This is a genomic window from Streptomyces sp. NPDC048419, from assembly GCF_043200415.1.
In the GTDB taxonomy this organism is placed as follows: Bacteria; Actinomycetota; Actinomycetes; order Streptomycetales; family Streptomycetaceae; genus Streptomyces.
The window spans coordinates 232797-249617 of the sequence record NZ_JBICXT010000003.1 but is presented as its reverse complement, the minus strand read 5'-3'; the positions used below and the strand labels follow the sequence as shown (position 1 = coordinate 249617).

Genomic DNA, 16821 nt, shown 5'->3' with positions numbered 1-16821 from the left:
GCGGACTTGTGCGGGCGCGGACTCAGGTCACGTCGTCGTAGCCGTTCACCCGGTCCGTGTTCGTCTGCTCGGGCAGCGCCCGGCTGGCGGAGACCGTCTCGACCTCGCCGATGTCCTCGGGGGTGAGATCCAGGTCCGAGGCCTCGTCGTCGGCGGGGCCCTCGGCGTCGCGCAGCCGCTTGCGCCGGTCGTTCAGCAGCGAGAAGACGACCGCGCCGAAGTACAGCACCCAGATCGGCCCGGCGAGCGCCAGCATGGTCAGCGGGTCGGTGCTCGGCGTCGCCACCGCCGCGAACACCGTGATGGCCATGATCATCCCGCGCCACCAGCCGAGCATGCGCCTACCGGTCAGGATCCCGGTCAGGTTGAGCATGATCAGCAGCAGCGGCAGCTCGAAGGACAGACCGAAGACCAGCACCATGCGGGTCACGAGGTCGAGCAGGTCGTCCAGCGGCAGCAGGTTGTTGACGTCCTTCGGCGTGAAGCCGATCAGCACCTTCGCCGTGGTGGGCAGCACCCGGTAGGCGAAGTAGGCACCGCCGAAGAACAGCGGTGCGCCGGTGGCGACGAAGGCGTAGGCGTACTTGCGCTCGTGGCGGTGCAGGCCCGGCGCCACGAACGCCCAGAGCTGGTACAGCCAGACCGGGGAGGCCAGCACGACGCCGGCCATCAGGGACACCTTCAGCGCCAGCGTGAACGGTGTGAGCAGACCGTTGATCGTGATCTGCGCGCACTGGTGGTTCTTCTGGTGCGCCTTCGCCAGTTGCTCGAAGGTCTGGCCGCAGCCGACCGAGTCCAGCACCGGCTTGGTGATGAAATTGATGATGTCGTTGTAGAAGAAGGCGGCGACGGCCGTGACGAGCACGATCGCCAGCATCGCCTTCGCGAGCCGGTTGCGGAGCTCACGAAGGTGGTCCGCAAGGGGCATCCGCCCCTCGGGATCCTTCTCCTGTTTGCGGGCAGACTTGGGCAACCCACATCCTCATCTCGTGCGGCAGGCCGGAGGCGTCCGGCCCTGCATCAGGCCTTCGTGGTGTCCGTCGGCTCGTTGACCGGGCGCGAGCTGGTCACGTCGCCGGGGGAGGCCTGGATGGTGCGCTGCGCGGGGGGCTGCTCGCCGTTGTTCGGCGGACCGGCGGGCGTGGCCGTGCCGTTGCCCTCGTCCTTCATCGCCTTCGCCTCGCTCTTGAGGATGCGGGCGGACTTGCCGAGCGAGCGCGCCATGTCGGGAAGCTTCTTCGCGCCGAACAGCAGGATGACGACGACGAGGATGAGAATGATCTCGGGGGCGCCGAGCCTTCCGAACATAAGTCTTTACCTTCTCACCGAGGCGGCTGGGGGTTGGGATGCCGTCCGACCGGTCGGACACATGTCCGATCGACCGTCTGACAGCGATCGTAACGCTCAGGGGTAAACGTCAGGCAATCCCCGTGCGTACTCCCGGTCCGCGGTCCGGGCCTCGTTCTCCGGGCCGCGACCAGCAGGGTACCTGCCAGGGTGGCCCCGGTGACAGGCCGAAGCGGCCCAAATCGCCTCCGGCACAGGACTCACATGCCTCGCACAGCGGTACTCAGACCGAGTCCACCGCCCGGGCCGTGCTCACGGCCGCCCGCTCCAGATCCTCCGCGGCCCGGTTGATACGGCGCGCGGAGTCCGTCACCTGCCTGCCCAGCCGCTCCGCCTCCAGGAACACCCGCACGGCGAACACCGCCAGCACGGCGAGACCCAGGAAACCCACAGCTACCGCGAACATCGGCCAGAACATGGGGTCGAGCCTAGAGGGTGGAGTGCAGCCGCAGCGTCCTGACCCCGCCGCCGGTCAGCAGCTCCACGATCCGCTCCCCGGCCGGCTTGCGAACCGAGGAGCCGCAGTCGGGGCAGGTGAAGGAGTAGAACGTGGTGCGGCTGGAGGCGCCGATGGCGAGGCGCAGCGCACCGGCGGCGAGCTCGAAGCTGCCGCGGCACTCCGGGCAGCCCGCCCTGAAGGTCACCGCCGACGCGCCTCTCATCCCGGCGAAGGCTGCCGCCACCGACATGTGCTGCACTTCAGACACCGACGACTCGCTCAAAGCTCTTGCTCCTCTACTTCGGGTCGTTCGCCCTCGGGCGTCTCGGCCGGGGCCGGCTCACCCCGCGGCTCACTCCCTGTCGTACTGCCCGTCGTCCACCACAAGCCCGCCGCGCGGTCCCTGCGCCTCCACGCCGTCGTACGCCGCCAGTGCCTCACGGGCCGCCCGGCGGGCGCTGTCGGCGAGGTCACGCGGGGCGACGATCCGGCCGTCCCGCCCGAGCCGCAGCGCCAGCCGCCGCAGCGAGGCCGGGTCGGGCGTACGCAGGCTGATACGCAGCCCGCCGTCCGCAAGCTCATCCGCGCTGTCGTGCGGGTAGTACTCGGCGACCCAGCGACCGCCCGGGCCGACCTCGACCACGACCTCCGGGTCCTCGGCGGCGGGCTGCACCAGACCTTCCGACAGGTCCCGCAGCTCGATCTCGGGCGGCGCGGCCGGCTCGTCGAGGATCTTGATCTCGGCGACCCGGTCCAGCCGGAAGGTGCGGCGCGCCTCGGAGCGGCGGCACCACGCCTCCACGTACGTGTGCCCGACGCTGACCAGGCGGATGGGGTCGATCTCCCGCTCGCTGAGCTCGTCGCGCGCGGGCGAGTAGTAACGGATCCACAGCCGGCGGCGCTCCGCGATCGCGCGGTCGACGTCGGCGAAGACACCGCCCTCGGACTCGAAGGTCACCGAGAGCCGGGAGCTGGCGCCCGCCGCCTCGCCGGCCGCGGTCTCCACCTTGGCGGTGGCACGCAGCAGCGCCTGCCGGTCGCCCTCGCGCAGCCCGGGCAGCGTGGAGACCGCGCGGGCGGCCACCAGCAGCGCGGTCGCCTCGTCGGCGGCCAGCCGCAGCGGCTCCGCCGCTTCCTCGCCGAGGGCGGCCGCGTTGTGCCACCAGATGCGCTCGCCGTCGGTGTCGATGTCGAGCAGATCGCCGCCGCGGAAGCTGGTGCCGCACATGGGCAGCACGTCGAGGTCGGAGACCAGCTCGTCCTCGGTGATGCCGAAGGCGCGCGCGACATCCTCGACCCGCGCTCCGGGACGCTCCTTGAGATACGTCACCAGGGAGAGCATCCGCCTGGTCTGGTCGATGGCGTTGACGGGCCTGACCGGTTTGCCTGCCACTGTCCTGCTCCGCTCCCCCTCAGCCCTTGGCCACGGCCTGCAGCCGGTCCACCACGTCGGCGCGCAGCTCGGCCGGCTCCAGGACCACCACGTCCGGCCCGAACTCCACCAGCCAGGCGTCCAGCCCGTGTCCGTACGGAATCTCCAACTCGTCCCAGCCGCCGCCGAGTTCCCGCACCGCGGTGGCCTTCGCCCGAAGGGGGTACCCCGACCCCGAGCGCAGCCGGATCAGCGCGGAGCGGTCGGCGGTCTCCCCCGCCCAGCCCGCGACGGTCTCGCGGACGGTGACCACGTCGGGTACGGCAGCGGTGAACTGCCCGCTGCGGCTGCGCACCTTGCCGGTGATCCGCGACAGCCGGAAGACGCGCTCGGCGCCCCGGTCGCGGTCCCAGCCCGCCAGGTACCAGTGACCGCGCCAGCACTCCAGCGCCCACGGCTCGACGTGCCGGGGCTCGGGGCGGGCGGCGGTGGCCTTGCGGTAGTCGAAGACGACCGGGCGGCGGTCGCGGCAGGCCAGCATCAGCGGTTCGAAGGCGGCCTCGTGCACCGGGATGCGCGGTTCCAGGGCGCCATGTGCCTCGTACGGGTCGACATCCTCGGGCAGGCCGGCCGCGCGCAGCTTCTGCAGGGCTCCGCTGGCCGCTCCGGCGAGCCGGGCCTGCTGCCACACCTTGGCGGCGAGACCCAGGGCGGCGGCCTCCTCGGCGTCGAGGGTGATCGGCGGGAGGCGGTTGCTGTCGCGGCGGGCCAGATAGCCCGTCTCGCCGTCGAGGTTCTCCACCGTCTCGATGACCAGGCCGAGTTCGCGCAGATCGTCCTTGTCGCGCTCGAACATGCGGCTGAAGGAGTCGTCGCTGCCCGCTTCGAGGTAGGCCTCGATGGACTCGCGCAGCTCGCGCTTGCTCAGCGGCCGCCGGGTCCCGAGCAGACACAGCGCGAGGTTCATCAGCCGTTCCGCCTTGGCAATGGCCATCGACGCCCTTCGCCTCCCTATGGTGCTTTACGACGTTGACCGTACCGCCCCGAAGTGGCGTGGCAAAAGCCGAGGGCCCATGCCTGGACAGGCATGGGCCCCAGGTGATCGGGTCCGATCGGATCCGGGAGTCAGACCGCGACGAGGTCGACCACGAAGATCAGAGTCTCGCCCGGCTTGATCGCCGGGGTCGGGCTCTGGTTGCCGTAGGCGAGGTGCGCGGGGATGGTCAGCTGGCGGCGGCCACCGACCTTCATGCCCTGCACGCCCTGGTCCCAGCCCGCGATGACCCGGCCGCCGCCCAGCGGGAAGCGGAACGGGGTGCCGCGGTTCCAGCTGGCGTCGAACTCCTCACCGGTGCTGAAGGCAACGCCCACGTAGTGGACGGTGACGGTCTGGCCCGCCTGCGCAACAGCGCCGTCGCCCTCCCAGATGTCCTTGATCTCGAGGTCCGCCGGGGGCTCGCCGCCCGGGAAGTCGATCTCGGGCTTCTCGATGCTCACGTCTTTCAGCTCCTGCTTGTCTGCGGAAAGGCAACACACACAGTCTTACATCCCGGCGGGCTACATCTTCGCGAGGATGTCGACCGAGAAGACCAGTACGGAGTCCTTCTTGATACCGCTGCCGGCCGGCGGCTTGTCGCCGTAACCCAGCTTCGGCGGGACGACGATGAGGACCCGGCTGCCGACCTTCTTGCCCGTCAGGCCCTGCGCCCAGCCCTTGACGACCTGCTGGAGGCCGAACGACGTCAGCGCCTTGCGGCTGTACGTCGAGTCGAACTCCTTGGCGTTGTCCCAGAAGACACCCTTGTACTGCACCAGAACGCTGTCCTTGGCGGCGACCACGTCGCCGTCGCCCTCGATGACGTACTTCGCCACCAGGTCGGTGGGCGCGTCCTTCTTGGGGATCTCGATGGAGGGCGCCTTGCCGTCGGTGTTGGTGCCGACCTTGGGCAGGCTCGCGTCGTTCTGCGGGACGTCGGTGCCCTTGGCGGAGCTGGACGCGTTGAACGCGCCCTGGATGTCGGCGACGAACACCAGCGTGTCGGTGCCCTTGATGCCCGCCTGTGCGTTGCCCGCCTTGCCGTAACCCCAGGTGGGCGGCACGGAGAAGAGGACGCGGCTGCCGACCTTCTTGCCCTGGAGGGCATATCGCCAGCCGTCGATGATGCTGCCCTCGGCGAGCTGGATGAGCAACGGGGTCTTGCGGTCGTAGGAGTTGTCGAAGACCTTCGCCGTGTTCCAGACCTGGCCGAGGTAGTGCGCCTGCACATAGTCGTTCTCGGCGACCGTCTTGCCCGCTCCCGCGATCGCCGTCTTCACCGCGAGCTGCTTCGACGGCTCGCCCGAGCCCTTGGCCACGGTCGGCTTCTCACCGAACTTCGTACCCGCGGTGATGGCCGGCAGCGGACCGTCGACGACCTTCGGCGGCGGCGCGGCGGACGTGGCCGAGGCGGAGGGCGACGCGCTGTCGCTGGCCTTGCTCGAGTCGGACTTCTTGTCGTCACCGCAGCCGGCGACGGTGACAAGTCCTGCGGGTACAGCGATCAGAAGGGAGCGTCGGCGCACGGTGGGGGCCTCGTATCGGTCGATCTTGTGGATGGCGTGCGCGCAACTCTACGGCGTGAGAAGGGCGCCGCACTGGAAACGTACGGCGCCCGTGTTGCGTTCCGGCCTTTCACCGGAACGCGTTGCTCACATTCCTGCGATGAGCTTCTCCACCCTGTCGTCCACCGAGCGGAACGGGTCCTTGCACAACACCGTGCGCTGCGCCTGGTCGTTGAGCTTGAGGTGGACCCAGTCGACGGTGAAGTCCCGGCGCTGTTCCTGGGCCCTGCGGATGAAGTCGCCGCGCAGCCGGGCCCTGGTGGTCTGCGGGGGGACGGACTTGCCCTCGAAGATCTTCAAGTCGTTGCAGATCCGCGCTGCTTGACCCTTCTTCTCGAGCAGGTAGTACAGGCCACGACGGCGGTGGATGTCGTGGTAGGCGAGGTCTATCTGCGCGACCCTCGGGTGGGACATGGTCATGTTGTGCTTGGCCCGGTACCGCTCGATGAGCTGATACTTCATGACCCAGTCGATCTCGGTGCCGATCCGGTCGAGGTCCTCGGCCTCGATCGAGTCCAGAGTGCGGCCCCACAGCTCCAGGACCTGCTCGACGGTGCCGGTGCGGATGCCCCGGCGCTCGCAGAAGTCCACGGCCTTCTCGTAGTACTCGCGCTGCACCTCGAGGGCGGAGGCCTCGCGGCCGCTGGCCAGGCGCACCTTGCGCCGGCCGGTGATGTCGTGGCTGACCTCGCGGATCGCCCGGATCGGGTTCTCCAGGGTCAGGTCCCGCATCACGGTGCCCGCCTCGATCATGCGCAGCACCAGGTCGGTCGCGCCGACCTTGAGCAGCATGGTCGTCTCGGACATGTTGGAGTCGCCCACGATGACGTGCAGGCGGCGGTAGCGCTCGGCGTCCGCGTGCGGTTCGTCGCGGGTGTTGATGATCGGCCTGGAGCGGGTCGTCGCCGAGGAGACGCCCTCCCAGATGTGCTCGGCCCGCTGGCTGACGCAGTACACCGCGCCGCGCGGCGTCTGCAGCACCTTGCCCGCACCGCACAGCAGCTGGCGCGTGACCAGGAACGGAATGAGGATGTCCGCGAGCCGGGAGAACTCCCCGTGGCGCGCGACGAGATAGTTCTCGTGGCAGCCGTAGGAGTTGCCCGCCGAGTCGGTGTTGTTCTTGAAGAGGTAGACGTCGCCCGCGATTCCTTCCTCGTGCAGGCGTCGTTCGGCGTCTACCAGTAGCCCTTCCAGAATGCGTTCGCCGGCCTTGTCGTGGGTGACCAGTTCGGTCACGTTGTCACATTCGGGTGTCGCGTATTCCGGATGTGAGCCCACGTCGAGATAGAGGCGGGCGCCGTTTCGCAGAAAGACATTGCTGCTGCGGCCCCATGACACGACACGGCGGAAGAGGTACCGCGCCACCTCGTCGGGAGACAGGCGGCGCTGTCCCCTGAACGTACACGTGACGCCGTACTCGTTCTCCAGCCCGAAAATGCGGCGGTCCATGAGTGAACATTACGCCCGATCCCCTGAGCTGAAACGGGGTTCGGCCGCTCGGTTCGGATCATTTTCGGATGAAGCCGCAACGACCGCGCCACCCGCGGGAGCTGCGAGGACCCGTCCGGTGGCCAGCAGAACCAGCAGCGACACACCGCCCGCGGCACCGGGCACGGCGAAGCCCCACAGCGCCCCGCCCGTCTCTACGACCGGGCCCGCGAGGCCCGTTCCGACCGACGCCCCCACCGTGAACGTCGTCACGAGCCAGGAGAATGCCTCGGTGACCGTCCCGGCCGGCGCGTGCCGGTCGACGAGCACGAAGGCGCAGGCGATGACGGGCGCCAGGAAGAGCCCGGCGAGGGCCGTCAGCAGCACCATGGCGACCGTGCCGGGCATCAGCGTCAGCGGCAGGTAACACACCGCCAGAAGGCCCACCAGGAGCTGCAGTCGGCGCGCGGGCTCGCCGGTCCACCGCCGCGCCCCGTAGACCGTCCCTCCGACGAGCGCGCCGAGCCCCAGCGCGGCCATCAGCCAGCCGTACACGGCGTCTCCGCCGTGGTCGTCGGCGTACGGCACCGAGGCCACCGTGATGGAGCCCAGTGCGATGCCGACGAACAGGAACGCGCCCAGCAGGGCGAGCAGCCCCCGGGAGCGCAGGGCGCCCAGCCAGTGCGCCTCGCGCGGCGCCGACCGCCACGCGCGCGAGGGCGGCGAGAGGACCACGGACAGGGCGCCGAGGACACCCAGGGCGTTGAGCGCCAGCAGGGCCGCCCGCTCCGACCAGAGCGACACGCACAGGGTCACCAGCAACGGGCCGGCCGTGAACATGACCTCCTGCGCCACGGCGTCCATGGCGTACGCCGTGTGCACCTGCTCCTCACGGCGCAGCACCGACGGCCACAAGGCCCGCAGACCGCCCTCCAGGGGCGGCGTGAAGAGCCCGGCGGCCGCCACGCACGCGTAGGCGAGCGGAAGCGGGTCGGTGCCCGAGAAGGCGAAGCCCGCCATCGCGAGGGCCGACAGGACGGCCGCGGGCAGCTGGACACGCGGCTGGCCGTACAGGTCCACAAGCCGGCCGAGGACGGGCTGGCCGACGGCGTTGGCCACGCCGTACACCGCCGCGAGGACACCCGCCAGGCTGTACGTGCCGCCCTCTGCGCGGACGAACAGCACCAGGGCGATCGCGGCGGTCGCATTGGGCAGCCGCCCCACCAGCGTGCCCGTCAGCAGCCGGGCCGCGTGTCTCGCCCTGAGGATCTCCAGGTATCCCGCGGCCATGTCCCGCCTCCAAGTGTTACGTATAACCTCGACTCCCATACGTAGCATGTGCGCTGTTCGTAGTCCAGGCGAAGGCCCCAGACGAAGAGAGCAGGCCCACGGTGGCACGCAGCAGTACGCGCCCGACCAGCCGTGACGTCGCGCAGGCGGCGGGCGTCTCCCAGGCCGCCGTCTCGCTCGTGCTGGGCGACAAGTGGCGCGGCCGCGTCTCCGAGGCCACCGTCGAGCGCGTACGGGAGGCCGCACGCGAACTCGGCTACCGCCCCAACCTCGCCGCCCGCAATCTGCGCCTGGGCCGCACCCGTACGGTGCTGCTCGTCGTCCCGGCGCTGACCACCGAGTTCTTCGCCGGCGTCTACACGGGCGCCGCGCGCGTGGCCGCCGAGCACGGCTTCGGCGTCGTCCTGTACCCCTCCCCCGAGGGCATCGGCCCGGCCCGCGACCCCTTCGCGTCCGCCCAGGCCGCCCTGGACGGCGTCATCGCCTCCTCCATGGCCGCGGACGCCCTCACCGTGATCCGCGGCGACCAGCTGCCCCTGGTGATGCTCGACAGCGACCCGGAGGGCAGCCTCGGCGCGGCGACGGTGAACCTGGACATCGCCGACGGTGTCCGGCAGGTCGTCGACCATCTGCTGGGCCTCGGTCACCGGCGCTTCCTGCACCTGGCCGCGGACGTGGCGTCCTGGACCTTCGAGGTGCGCGCGCGTGAACTCGCCGCGCGGGCGGGCTCGGTCCCCGGCACCTCCGTACGGACGGCCCGGGCACCGATCTCCATCGAGGGCGCCCTGACCGCCGCCGAGGCGGCCCTGGCGGCGCCGGGACCCCGACCCACGGCCCTGGTGTGCGACGACGACAAGCTGGCGGCCGGTGCATACAAGGCGGCCCGGCGGCTCGGTCTGCGGGTCCCCGACGACATCTCCGTCACCGGTCTGGACGACCTCGCGCTCGCCACGGCCCTCGATCCCGAGCTGACGACCGTGCGCCTGGACGCCGAGCTGTTCGGCGAACGCGGCATGGAGGCCCTGCTGGCGGTCCTGGAAGGCCGGGCGCCGGAGGCCGGTGACATCCCCGTCGAGCTGGTCGTGCGGGGTTCCACGGCGCCGCCCTGCGCCTCCTGAGCGCCCTGTGCCCCGGCCGGGCGACGACCGGGGCACACGAGGGGTGAGGTGAGGAGAGGCGGACTACTCCTCCGAGTCCGGGTCACCGGCCTCGTCGGAGCTGTCGGCCTCGGTGGCCGCCCCGTCGCTCTCCAGGAGCCGGGAGAGCTGGCGGCCGACGATCCGCCGGAACTTACGGGCCTGCGGGCGCGTACGGTCCAGCACCGCGACCTCCAGGCGCTCGGCGGGGATCTCCCGCTCGCTGCCGTTCGTGTCGCGGGACAGGGCCGTGACGGCCAGCCTGAGCGCCTCGGCCAGGGTCATGCCGTCCTGGTGGCGCTGATCGAGATAGCTGCTGATCTGCTCCGCGTTGCCCCCGACCGCGACCGAGCCGTGCTCGTCCACGATCGAGCCGTCGTGCGGCAGCCGGTAGATCTGGTCGCCGTCCGGGGTCTCGCCGACCTCGGCCACCACCAGCTCCACCTCGTACGGCTTCTCGCCCGCCGAGGAGAAGATCGTGCCCAGCGTCTGGGCGTAGACGTTGGCGAGACCGCGGGCGGTCACGTCGTCGCGGTCGTAGGTGTAACCGCGCAGGTCGGCGTAGCGCACGCCGCCGATGCGGAGGTTCTCGTACTCGTTGTACTTGCCGGCGGCCGCGAAGCCGATCCGGTCGTAGATCTCGCTGAACTTGTGCAGCGCGCGGGACGGGTTCTCGCCGACGAAGACGATGCCGTCGGCGTACTGCAGCACGACCAGGCTGCGGCCACGGGCGATGCCCTTGCGGGCGTACTCCGCCCGGTCGGCCATGGCCTGCTGGGGTGAAACATAGAACGGCGTCGACACCGGTTATCCGTCCCTTTCTGTCGAGGTCAACTGGATCACCTTGAAAGCGGCGGGTCGCCGGCTACAGCAGCGCGGCCCGCGGACCGTCGGGCTGCTCCAGCCGCCGCTCCAGCACGGAACGGGCGATCTGGGCGGACTCGTCGTCCGTCAGCCGGCGGAAGCCGTCATCGGTGATCACGGTGACGATCGGATAGATCCGGCGGGCGACATCGGGACCACCGGTCGCCGAGTCGTCGTCTGCCGCGTCATAGAGGGCCTGCACCACGAGCGTGGTGGCCTGGTCCTCGGTCAGGTCGTCGCGGAAGAGCTTCTTCATGGCACCGCGCGCGAAGATCGAGCCGGAGCCCGTGGCCGCATAGCCCGACTCCTCGCTGCGGCCGCCCGTCACGTCGTAGGAGAAGATCCGGCCCTTCTCCCGGTCCACGTCGTAACCGGCGAAGAGGGGAACCACGGCCAGGCCCTGCATGGCCATGCCGAGGTTGGAACGGATCATGGTCGACAGCCGGTTCGCCTTGCCCTCGAGGGAGAGCTGCGCTCCCTCGACCTTCTCGAAGTGCTCCAGCTCCAGCTGGAACAGCTTGACCATCTCCACCGCCAGACCGGCCGTACCGGCGATGCCGACCGCGGAGTACTCGTCGGCCGGGAAGACCTTCTCGATGTCACGCTGGGCGATGACGTTGCCCATGGTGGCCCTGCGGTCGCCGGCGAGCACGACGCCGCCGGGGAACGACACGGCGACGATGGTGGTGCCGTGCGGCGCCTCGATCACGCCCTGGGTGGGAGGCAGTTGACGCTTGCCAGGCAGCAGCTCCGGCTGGTGCTCGGACAGGAAGTCCATGAAGGACGCCGACCCGGGCGTCAGGAAGGCAGCCGGCAGACGCCCGGTGCTACGAGAGTTGGCTTCCACGCGTTTCCTTCCAGGTAAAGGCAGCGGCTCCGCCGAAAACGGCCGAGCCGATCATCGAAATCCGTGCACGGACCATACCCGTGCCGACGCCTGTCATCCGCCCCGGCGCCGACCGGCTTGCGCCACGCCGAGACCGGGACGGACGACGGGCGTTACTCCCCGCCCTTCTGGACGAAGGAGCGGACGAAGTCCTCAGCGTTCTCCTCGAGGACGTCGTCGATCTCGTCCAGGACGGAGTCCACGTCGTCGCTCAGCTTCTCCTGGCGCTCCTTGAGGTCCTCGGAGCCCTGCGCGTCCTGCGCCTGCTCCTCGACCTCCTCGGTGGAGCGCGTCGCCTTCTGCTGGCCGCCGCCGGTGTCCTTGGTCGCCATAACCCTCACCCCGCTCGGTTCGACGTTCTTGATCAGACCCTACAAGCAGGGTCCGACATCGGCCCCGCAGTTCCCTCAACGTCCGGGGACCACCTCGATGATTCCCTTACGCCAGGTTTTCCACCCTGTTGGGGCGCGTCGGCCCCGGGTACCCGTCATCCGCCGGACAGCACCCTGACCAGGTCTTCCGCCGTACGGCAGCGGTCCAGGAGCTCCTTGACGTGATTTCGCGTTCCGCGAAGCGGTTCGAGGGTTGGGACGCGCTGGAGCGAGTCCCGGCCCGGCAGATCGAAGATCACGGAGTCCCAGGAGGCGGCCGCGACGTCGTCGGCGTACTGCTCCAGGCAGCGGCCGCGGAAGTACGCGCGGGTGTCCTCCGGCGGGCTCGTACGAGCCCTCTCGATGTCGTCGTCGTCCAGCAGGCGCTTCATCCGGCCGCGGGCCACCAGCCGGTTGTAGAGGCCCTTCTCCGGCCGTACGTCGGCGTACTGGAGGTCCACCAGGTGCAGACGGGCGGCGTCCCAGTCCAGGCTGTCGCGGCGCCGGTAGCCCTCCATGAGCTCCCGCTTGGCGACCCAGTCCAGCTCGCCGGCCAGGCTCATCGGGTCGTTCTCCAGCCGGTTGAGGGTGTCCTCCCAGCGGGCCAGGACGTCCTTGGTCTGCTCGTCCGCGTCGGAGCCGAAGCGCTCCTCCACGTACTTGCGGGACAGTTCGAAGTACTCCATCTGGAGCTGCACCGCGGTGAGCGTGCGACCGCTGCGGAGGGTGACCAGCCGCTTCAGGGACGGGTCGTGCGACACCTGGTGCAGCGTGCGCACCGGCTGGTCGACGGCCAGGTCCACCGCGATGAAGCCGTCCTCGATCATGGACAGGACCAGGGCGGTCGTGCCCAGCTTGAGGTAGGTGGAGATCTCCGAGAGGTTCGCGTCGCCGATGATCACGTGCAGCCGGCGGTACTTCTCGGCGTCCGCGTGCGGTTCGTCGCGGGTGTTGATGATCGGGCGCTTGAGGGTCGTCTCCAGGCCGACCTCGACCTCGAAGTAGTCCGCGCGCTGGCTGAGCTGGAAGCCGTGCTCATGGCCGTCCTGGCCGATGCCGACGCGGCCGGCCCCGGTGACGACCTGCCGGGAGACGAAGAAGGGCGTGAGGTGGCGCACGATGTCCGAGAAGGGGGTCTCCCGCTTCATCAGGTAGTTCTCGTGCGTGCCGTAGGAGGCGCCCTTGTTGTCGGTGTTGTTCTTGTAGAGGTGGATCGGCTGCGCCCCGGGCAGCTGGGCCGCGCGCTCGGCGGCCTCGGCCATGATGCGCTCGCCGGCCTTGTCCCAGAGGACGGCGTCGCGCGGATTGGTGACCTCGGGCGCGCTGTACTCGGGGTGCGCGTGGTCGACGTAGAGCCGGGCGCCGTTGGTGAGGATCACATTGGCGAGGCCGATGTCCTCGTCGGTGAGCTGGCTGGAGTCGGCGGCCTCGCGCGCGAGGTCGAAGCCCCGCGCATCCCGCAGCGGGTTCTCCTCCTCGAAGTCCCAGCGGGCCCGGCGGGCCCGGTGCATCGCCGCCGCGTAGGCGTTGACGATCTGGGACGAGGTGAGCATGGCATTGGCGTTGGGATGGCCGGGGACGGAGATGCCGTACTCCGTCTCGATGCCCATTACTCGCCGTACGGTCATGCGGCCCTCCTTGCCTGGCGGCGCCCTCGGTCGGGGGCTCCGCTCAAGTACCGCTGGCGCTCCGGTGCGTGTGCGGTGCCCGTCCCCGCACTGCGCGACTCCGCGGTACCGAAGAGCCTAGAACGGCTTTGCGCTGGTGGGGAGATCATTTGCGTCATTGCCTTGCTCCAGCCGTGGCCTGAAAAGCAGTCGGCTGCGGGTACCCGGTGAGGGCACCCGCAGCCGCCCTGTCTTTTACAGGTACTGACCGGTGTTCGCCACCGTGTCGATGGAGCGTCCGGTGTCGGCGCCCTGCTTTCCGGTGATGAGGGTACGGATGTAGACGATCCGTTCGCCCTTCTTTCCGGAGATCCGGGCCCAGTCGTCCGGGTTCGTGGTGTTCGGCAGGTCCTCGTTCTCCTTGAACTCGTCCACGCAGGCCTGGAGGAGGTGGGAGACGCGCAGACCCTTGGCGTTGTGGTCGAGGAAGTCCTTGATCGCCATCTTCTTGGCGCGGCCGACGATGTTCTCGATCATGGCGCCGGAGTTGAAGTCCTTGAAGTAGAGGACTTCCTTGTCACCGTTGGCGTAGGTGACCTCCAGGAAGCGGTTCTCCTCGGATTCCGCGTACATGTGCTCGACGGCCGTCTGGATCATGCTCTCGACGGTGGTCGTCTTGCTGCCGCCGTGCTCGCCGACGTCGTCGGCGTGCAGCGGGAGGCGCTCGGTGAGGTACTTGCCGAAGATGTCCTTGGCGGCCTCGGCGTCCGGACGCTCGATCTTGATCTTCACGTCCAGGCGGCCGGGGCGCAGGATGGCGGGGTCGATCATGTCCTCGCGGTTGGAGGCACCGATCACGACCACGTTCTGCAGGCCCTCGACACCGTCGATCTCGGCGAGCAGCTGCGGGACGATGGTGTTCTCCACGTCCGAGCTGACACCGGAACCCCGGGTGCGGAAGAGCGACTCCATCTCGTCGAAGAAGACGATGACGGGCGTGCCCTCGCTGGCCTTCTCACGCGCACGCTGGAAGACGAGGCGGATCTGCCGCTCGGTCTCGCCGACGTACTTGTTCAGCAGCTCCGGGCCCTTGATGTTGAGGAAGAAGCTCTTGCCGGCGGCCTGACCGGTGACCTCGGCGACCTTCTTGGCCAGCGAGTTGGCGACGGCCTTGGCGATGAGCGTCTTGCCGCATCCGGGAGGCCCGTAGAGCAGTACGCCCTTGGGCGGGCGCAGTTCGTGCTCCTTGAACAGGTCCGGGTAGAGGTAGGGGAGCTCGACGGCGTCGCGGATCGCCTCGATCTGGCCTCCCAGACCGCCGATCTGCTCGTAGCCGATGTCGGGCACCTCTTCGAGGACGAGTTCCTCGACCTCGCTCTTCGGAATGATCTCGTAGACATAGCCGGAACGGGGCTCGAGCAGCAGGGCGTCACCGGGCCGGATGTTCACGTCCAGCAGCGGTTCCGCGAGCCGTACCACCCGCTCCTCGTCGGTGTGCCCGAGCACCAGGGCGCGCTCGCCGTCCTCGAGGATCTCCTTGAGGGTGACGATGTCCCCTGCGCGCTCGAACTCCATGGCCTCGACCACGTTGAGCGCTTCGTTGAGCATCACTTCCTGGCCGCGCCGGAGCTCTTCGAGGTCGACGCTCGGGCTGACGTTCACCCGGAGCTTGCGGCCCCCGGTGAAGATGTCGGCCGTGCCGTCCTCGTTGGCTTGCAGGAAGACGCCGAATCCGGCGGGCGGCTGTGCCAGCCGGTCGACCTCTTCCTTGAGGGCCACGATCTGGTCGCGGGCCTCACGGAGCGTGTTGGCAAGTCGCTCGTTCTGGGCGGACACGCCGGCCAGGTTGGTCTGCAGCTCGACGATCCGCTCTTCGAGAATCCTCGTGTGTCGCGGAGAGTCGGCGAGCTTGCGTCGCAGGACGGCGATCTCCTGCTCAAGGTAGGCAATCTGCCCGGCGGGGTCCTCGGACCCTCGTCCCGGGCGGATGCCGCGGTTCATGTCGTCGTCGTGGGCTGCCACGGTCCTCACCTCCTCCAAGGGGAGCTGGACGCTTCCAGACCCTACCTGGGTGGGTGTCGATTGAAACCCCTAGATCACAAAGACGGTCGGGGTGTGTCCGATCTTCACCCTTGCGCTCTCCCTCACGCCAGGGGAATACCCACCGAACATGATTGGAAAGCTGCCCCAGGTAGGGTCGAAGTGTTCAACACCCGTCAGAGCTGGCCGGATTCCCGCCCGCCCGACTTGTAAACGGCAGGAGCTATGAGCGTGCAGCAAGAGGCCGGTCCCGGCGAGACGCTGGAGGTCTGGATCGATCAGGACCTGTGCACCGGCGACGGCATCTGCGCTCAGTACGCGCCCGAGGTGTTCGAGCTGGACATCGACGGGCTGGCCTACGTGAAGGGCTCCGAGGACGAGCTCCTCCAGGGCAAGGGCGCCACAACCCCCGTACCCCTGCCGCTACTCACGGATGTGGTGGACTCGGCCCGGGAGTGCCCGGGCGAGTGCATCCATGTGCGGCGGGTTTCGGACAGGGTCGAGGTGTACGGCCCGGACGCCGAGTGAGCGCCCGGGTACGGGCTGTCACCACTGTCTGAAATCTCACACGCTTCCCGCGCGGCTCAGACGCTGTGCGCCGCGGCGGATGTCGAGCGCTCGAACGAGCCGTTTTTCCACTGCCACTTCGCGTGCTCGGTCACGTCCGGGCAGCAACGCGGCACGTCGTCCGAGGAGTAGCCGAGCAGGGTGGCGAAGACCGCTCCGCGACGCACCGCGAAGTCACTCACCGTGTCCCCGGTCTTGGGGTCGGCGAGGGTCGCCACCACGCGGGGCTTGCCGTCCTTCGCGCGCGTGAGCACGTAGACGCCGTCGGGCGGGGTGCCCATGGGGGCGTCGCAGTGCACCACGGCGACCGTCTCCGGGTTGCCGTCGCCGTCGAGGTCGCCGGTGGCCTTCTTCTGCACGACGGCCTTCACCGGGCCGCACGTGAGTGGGAACTCGACACCGGCGGTGCCGGGCGCGGCCACCGCGTGGGCGGACTTGGTCTCGGGGCCGGCCGTCGGCTGGGCCGCGGTCGCCGAGTTGGGCTGCAGGAGCGAGGAGAGGGCCATGACGCCCGCTACGGCCGTGGCGGTGGCGACCCAGTGGATGGGCCGGGTGTGCGTGTGTGCCAGTTCCGGAACGGCGGATTGCTGCACTAGGAGCGTCTCCTGTGAGGGCTGTGCCGGTGGGGGTGGCCTGCATCGTGCCACACGTCACAGTGAGGCGGAACGGCGGGGTGTTCGGTTCCTCGGCAACTCCTCGCCCGGATTGTTCGGTTTGCCGCTCCGTGTCAACAGAAGGGGGGCGGGGGGGGGGGGGGGGGGGGGGGGGGGGGGGGGGGGGGCGGGGGGGGGCGGGGGGGGGGGGGGGGGGGGGGGGGTGGGGGGGGGGGGGGGGGGGGGTGGGGGGGGGGGGGTGGGGGGGGGGGGGGTGGGT

18 protein-coding genes are annotated in these 16821 nt (G+C 69.6%); 2 read left to right on the top strand and 16 right to left on the bottom strand.

Annotated features, from left to right (window positions below; translation table 11 throughout):
* Window positions 1–22 precede the first annotated feature (22 nt).
* The 10 genes from tatC to ACGFYN_RS08795 form a co-directional block, all read right to left on the bottom strand.
* Window positions 23–973: a twin-arginine translocase subunit TatC gene (gene tatC, locus ACGFYN_RS08840; RefSeq protein WP_393865080.1), complete on the bottom strand. Its 951-nt coding sequence runs from the start codon at window positions 971–973 to the stop codon at window positions 23–25.
* A 47-nt stretch (window positions 974–1020) separates the two neighbouring features.
* Entirely contained in the window at window positions 1021–1308 is a 288-nt protein-coding gene (gene tatA / locus ACGFYN_RS08835; protein WP_393865079.1) for a Sec-independent protein translocase subunit TatA, read from the bottom strand.
* Window positions 1309–1570: 262 nt separating this feature from the next.
* Window positions 1571–1765, bottom strand: coding sequence for a hypothetical protein (locus ACGFYN_RS08830; RefSeq protein WP_393865078.1), 195 nt, complete (start codon window positions 1763–1765; stop codon window positions 1571–1573).
* A 10-nt stretch (window positions 1766–1775) separates the two neighbouring features.
* Window positions 1776–2069, bottom strand: coding sequence for a hypothetical protein (locus ACGFYN_RS08825; protein ID WP_393865077.1), 294 nt, complete (start codon window positions 2067–2069; stop codon window positions 1776–1778).
* A 69-nt stretch (window positions 2070–2138) separates the two neighbouring features.
* Window positions 2139–3179 (bottom strand): helix-turn-helix transcriptional regulator, encoded by a 1041-nt coding sequence (locus tag ACGFYN_RS08820; RefSeq protein WP_393865076.1) that lies wholly within the window; start codon window positions 3177–3179, stop codon window positions 2139–2141.
* Window positions 3180–3198: 19 nt separating this feature from the next.
* Window positions 3199–4152, bottom strand: a complete 954-nt coding sequence (locus ACGFYN_RS08815) for a helix-turn-helix transcriptional regulator (protein WP_393865075.1) — start codon at window positions 4150–4152, stop codon at window positions 3199–3201.
* A gap of 131 nt (window positions 4153–4283) precedes the next feature.
* Entirely contained in the window at window positions 4284–4655 is a 372-nt protein-coding gene (locus ACGFYN_RS08810; protein WP_384253292.1) for an FKBP-type peptidyl-prolyl cis-trans isomerase, read from the bottom strand.
* Between the two features lie 60 nt (window positions 4656–4715).
* Window positions 4716–5720 carry an FKBP-type peptidyl-prolyl cis-trans isomerase gene (locus ACGFYN_RS08805; protein WP_393865074.1) on the bottom strand — a complete coding sequence of 335 codons (1005 nt, stop codon included), beginning with the start codon at window positions 5718–5720 and terminating at the stop codon, window positions 4716–4718.
* A 126-nt stretch (window positions 5721–5846) separates the two neighbouring features.
* Window positions 5847–7208: a Pup--protein ligase gene (gene pafA, locus ACGFYN_RS08800; RefSeq protein WP_147997031.1), complete on the bottom strand. Its 1362-nt coding sequence runs from the start codon at window positions 7206–7208 to the stop codon at window positions 5847–5849.
* 9 nt (window positions 7209–7217) lie between these two features.
* Window positions 7218–8477, bottom strand: a complete 1260-nt coding sequence (locus tag ACGFYN_RS08795; protein ID WP_393865073.1) for an MFS transporter — start codon at window positions 8475–8477, stop codon at window positions 7218–7220.
* Between the two features lie 101 nt (window positions 8478–8578).
* Here ACGFYN_RS08795 and ACGFYN_RS08790 point away from each other — a divergent pair, with 101 nt between their 5' ends.
* Window positions 8579–9595, top strand: a complete 1017-nt coding sequence (locus tag ACGFYN_RS08790; RefSeq protein ID WP_393865072.1) for a LacI family DNA-binding transcriptional regulator — start codon at window positions 8579–8581, stop codon at window positions 9593–9595.
* Window positions 9596–9658: 63 nt separating this feature from the next.
* Here ACGFYN_RS08790 and prcA read toward each other — a convergent pair whose 3' ends face one another.
* From prcA to arc, 5 genes are all read right to left on the bottom strand, one after another.
* Window positions 9659–10417: a proteasome subunit alpha gene (gene prcA / locus ACGFYN_RS08785; protein WP_393865071.1), complete on the bottom strand. Its 759-nt coding sequence runs from the start codon at window positions 10415–10417 to the stop codon at window positions 9659–9661.
* Between the two features lie 61 nt (window positions 10418–10478).
* Entirely contained in the window at window positions 10479–11324 is an 846-nt protein-coding gene (gene prcB, locus ACGFYN_RS08780) for a proteasome subunit beta (protein ID WP_393865070.1), read from the bottom strand.
* Between the two features lie 152 nt (window positions 11325–11476).
* On the bottom strand, window positions 11477–11695 hold the full coding sequence (locus ACGFYN_RS08775; RefSeq protein WP_030848612.1) for a ubiquitin-like protein Pup: 219 nt from the start codon (window positions 11693–11695) through the stop codon (window positions 11477–11479).
* A 155-nt stretch (window positions 11696–11850) separates the two neighbouring features.
* The gene (gene dop, locus ACGFYN_RS08770) at window positions 11851–13362 is read right to left on the bottom strand and encodes a depupylase/deamidase Dop (RefSeq protein ID WP_393865069.1); all 1512 of its coding nucleotides are present in this window, start codon (window positions 13360–13362) and stop codon (window positions 11851–11853) included.
* A 234-nt stretch (window positions 13363–13596) separates the two neighbouring features.
* Window positions 13597–15363 (bottom strand): proteasome ATPase, encoded by a 1767-nt coding sequence (arc, locus tag ACGFYN_RS08765; RefSeq protein ID WP_393865068.1) that lies wholly within the window; start codon window positions 15361–15363, stop codon window positions 13597–13599.
* A gap of 243 nt (window positions 15364–15606) precedes the next feature.
* On the opposite strand from arc, the gene ACGFYN_RS08760 reads away from it, so the two are divergent.
* Window positions 15607–15909 (top strand): ferredoxin, encoded by a 303-nt coding sequence (locus tag ACGFYN_RS08760; RefSeq protein ID WP_393865067.1) that lies wholly within the window; start codon window positions 15607–15609, stop codon window positions 15907–15909.
* Between the two features lie 56 nt (window positions 15910–15965).
* Here the strand turns inward: ACGFYN_RS08760 and ACGFYN_RS08755 are convergent, their stop codons facing one another.
* Window positions 15966–16541: a hypothetical protein gene (locus ACGFYN_RS08755; protein WP_393865066.1), complete on the bottom strand. Its 576-nt coding sequence runs from the start codon at window positions 16539–16541 to the stop codon at window positions 15966–15968.
* Between the last annotated feature and the right edge of the window lie 280 nt (window positions 16542–16821).

What these genes read in the sequence shown, in the direction of transcription:
- tatA (WP_393865079.1), bottom strand. Translation starts at nt 1,308, where the DNA reads ATGTTCGGAAGGCTCGGCGCCCCCGAGATCATTCTCATCCTCGTCGTC.
- ACGFYN_RS08830 (WP_393865078.1), bottom strand. Translation starts at nt 1,765, where the DNA reads ATGTTCTGGCCGATGTTCGCGGTAGCTGTGGGTTTCCTGGGTCTCGCC.
- ACGFYN_RS08815 (WP_393865075.1), bottom strand. Translation starts at nt 4,152, where the DNA reads ATGGCCATTGCCAAGGCGGAACGGCTGATGAACCTCGCGCTGTGTCTG.
- pafA (WP_147997031.1), bottom strand. Translation starts at nt 7,208, where the DNA reads ATGGACCGCCGCATTTTCGGGCTGGAGAACGAGTACGGCGTCACGTGT.
- ACGFYN_RS08795 (WP_393865073.1), bottom strand. Translation starts at nt 8,477, where the DNA reads ATGGCCGCGGGATACCTGGAGATCCTCAGGGCGAGACACGCGGCCCGG.
- ACGFYN_RS08775 (WP_030848612.1), bottom strand. Translation starts at nt 11,695, where the DNA reads ATGGCGACCAAGGACACCGGCGGCGGCCAGCAGAAGGCGACGCGCTCC.
- dop (WP_393865069.1), bottom strand. Translation starts at nt 13,362, where the DNA reads ATGACCGTACGGCGAGTAATGGGCATCGAGACGGAGTACGGCATCTCC.
- ACGFYN_RS08760 (WP_393865067.1), top strand. Translation starts at nt 15,607, where the DNA reads ATGAGCGTGCAGCAAGAGGCCGGTCCCGGCGAGACGCTGGAGGTCTGG.